This is a genomic window from uncultured Limnohabitans sp. (genome assembly GCF_937889215.1).
Classification (GTDB): Bacteria; Pseudomonadota; Gammaproteobacteria; order Burkholderiales; family Burkholderiaceae_C; genus Limnohabitans_A.
On the sequence record NZ_CALBEX010000424.1, the window covers coordinates 1 to 2935 of the forward strand.

2 protein-coding genes and 1 pseudogene are annotated in these 2935 nt (G+C 57.8%); 2 read left to right on the forward strand and 1 reads right to left on the reverse strand.

Going from position 1 to position 2935, the window contains the following annotated elements; genetic code table 11:
- Positions 1 to 1210 (forward strand): ATP-binding protein (locus tag Q0341_RS10855; RefSeq protein ID WP_299513095.1); only part of this gene is annotated, 1210 nt, incomplete at its 5' end.
- Between the two features lie 18 nt (positions 1211 to 1228).
- Positions 1229 to 1891 carry a response regulator gene (locus Q0341_RS10860; RefSeq protein WP_299513097.1) on the forward strand — a complete coding sequence of 221 codons (663 nt, stop codon included), beginning with the start codon at positions 1229 to 1231 and terminating at the stop codon, positions 1889 to 1891.
- A gap of 348 nt (positions 1892 to 2239) precedes the next feature.
- Here the strand turns inward: Q0341_RS10860 and Q0341_RS10865 are convergent.
- Positions 2240 to 2374, reverse strand: a pseudogene (locus Q0341_RS10865) (IS3 family transposase); the annotation flags it as partial.
- Positions 2375 to 2935 lie beyond the last annotated feature (561 nt).

Below are 2935 nucleotides of genomic sequence, written 5' to 3' on the forward strand. Positions count from 1 at the left end.
ATTGACCCGCTCGTTTGCCGACATGACCCAGCAACTCTCCGATGCCCGTGGCAGTGTCGAACGCAGCTTGAACCAACTCGACCAGGCCCGCAGCAACCTGCAAACGATTTTGGACAACCTCACCGCTGGTGTCATGGTGCTCGATGCGCAAGGCACCATCCAGTCGGCCAATCCAGGTGCGACGCGCATCTTGCGGGTGCCTGTCACGGCGCACGAAGGCATGGACTTGCAAAGTTTGCCCGGCTTGCAAGCGTTTGCACAAGGCGTGCAAGCGCAGTTCACCGCCCTGCACAGCGGCACGGCTGCGCACGAGCTGGACCACTGGCAGACCTCCTTTGACATCCATGCCGCAGGACAAGGCCTGACCCAGACGGGTGTCACTTTGCTCGCCCGGGGTGCCGTATTGCCCGATGGCATGCGCTTGCTGGTCTTCGACGACATCTCGGAAATCGTTTCCGCCGAGCGGGCGCAGGCTTGGGGTGAAGTGGCCCGCAGGCTGGCGCATGAAATCAAGAACCCGCTTACCCCGATACAGCTGTCCGCAGAGCGTTTGCAGAGACGCCTGGTGGGCAAGCTCGACGCGGCAGAAGACGCCGTGCTGAACAAATCGGTCAAAACCATCGTCGATCAAGTTGACGCCATGAAGCGCTTGGTCAATGAGTTCAGAGATTACGCCCGCCTGCCCTCGGCCGACCTCCAACCCGTGCAACTCAATGACCTGATTGCGGACGTCATGAGCTTGTACGCGACCGAGCCACATGACCATGTTGCACGGGCCATGGTCTTTACCCACCTGGACCCTGACTGCCCCGCCATCCTTGGCGATGCGCAGCAGCTGCGGCAAGTTTTTCACAACCTGCTGCAAAATGCCCAGGATGCCTGTGAAGCGCGGGGGGCGGACCTCAGCCACGCGCGTGTGAACGTGCGCACCGAATGGCGAGCTGTACGCCAACGCGTTCGACTGAGCGTGACCGATACCGGTCCCGGTTTTGCGCCCAACATCCTGCAGCGGGCCTTCGAGCCCTATGTGACCACCAAGTCCAAAGGCACAGGCCTGGGCTTGGCGGTGGTCAAGAAAATTGCCGATGAACACGGCGCGAGGATCGACATGGGCAACATGCAGGAAAATGGCGACATCACAGGGGCGCAAGTCTCGTTATCATTCGCGGTGGTGCAAACAGCACAGGGGCAAGATCAGCCCCGTTCATGAACAGAGACAAAACAGGCTATGGCAAATATATTGGTGGTGGACGACGAGCTCGGCATACGTGACTTGCTCTCAGAAATCCTCTTTGACGAGGGGCACCAGGTTGAACTTGCTGAAAACGCGGCGCAAGCGCGCGAGGCCCGTCTTCACATGCGCCCCGACCTTGTCTTGCTGGACATCTGGATGCCGGATACAGATGGTGTGAGCTTGCTCAAGGAGTGGGCGTCATCGGGCCTGCTGAACATGCCCGTGATCATGATGAGCGGCCACGCCACCATCGACACGGCCGTGGATGCTGTCAAGATCGGCGCGCAAGCTTTCTTGGAAAAACCCATCACCTTGCAAAAGCTGCTCAAGGCCGTGGAGCAAGGCCTGGCGCGTGACCAAGTGCAACAAGCCATGTTGGCCGCAGCCCCACCCCAACCGCCGAGCGTTCTGTCGATGTCCGGCGTGGTCGTGGCGCAAAGCGCATTGGCGCCGGATGTGCAGCAAAGTTTCGAGCTCGACCGCCCGTTGCGCGAAGCGCGCGACGCCTTTGAGAAAGCTTACTTTGAATTCCACTTGGCCCACGAAGGCGGCTCCATGACCCGGGTTGCCGAAAAAACAGGCCTCGAACGCACCCACCTGTACCGCAAGCTCAAGCAACTCGGTGTGGACCTCACGCGCAGCAAACGCCACTCTTGATTTGAGGTCGAGTCGGGGGAAAGCGCTATTTCCTCTGCTATAATTTCTTTTCCGGCCCGGTAGCTCAGTTGGTAGAGCAGCGGATTGAAAAAGTTCGCCCGGCGCTAGAGCTTCAGCATTAATGGCGCCTGCAAATTGGGTGCAAAACGGTGCGGCACACTCTTTGCTGACAGTGCCAAATCCCCCCTTCTAAAGTTAAGCCAAAGTGGTTCAAAACTGCTTTTCTGGCATCTGTTCGGCAGTGTTATGGCGCAGCGCTTCAGCTAGCGCAGCCCCCTGCTTTTTTCAACGCCCTACAACGCATTTACAAGCCCTACAGCACGCATTTAGCCCAGCGGGTAGACACTGCGGCACGCAGCCGATCTTAGGGGCAATGGACTCAATGGTGGCCCAAAGCGATGGGTACTCGCCTCGGTGTTCGAGCACCATTCGAACAGCGCGTTCGCGCACCTCGGGTGAAAAACGGTTTGATTTCTTGCTCATGGCTCCATCTTCTCAAAGTGTGGAGCCTCCTCAAAACCCGGGGCGATTCAGTTAAGGATATCCATTGGTGATGGAGGGACTGGCCTGGCTTCATGACCTCGGAAGCGAGCATTCACTCGCAGTTCATAAAACGATACTGGAAGCTCTCTTTTTTTCAAATTTTCCTCCGATTGCCACAACGTTCTATCTCCCAATGTACTGGGGTTTTCTCTTGCAAGCTATAGGTGTATGCGCCCACCCTAGACCTCGCTGTCCTGCGGGTAAACACAGTCCAAGTCAAAGCTGTCAACCCAGCCGCAAGCGTCAATTTTCTTTACGCCTGACCACCCCGCTAAACCTCAAGCCGGTGGCGCATCCCCACCCCGCACGGTGCTCAAAAAGTGTGCAACGTCTGTGCTAAGACGCTGGTACAGCGAAATGACAGCCAAGGGGTGAGCCAGTCGGTGACGCACTTTTTTGAACAGAGCAGGAATCCCCACGGAAAAGTCCTGCTACAATCTCACCCTTACCGGCCCGGTAGCTCAGTTGGTAGAGCAGCGGATTGAAAATCCGCGTGTCGGC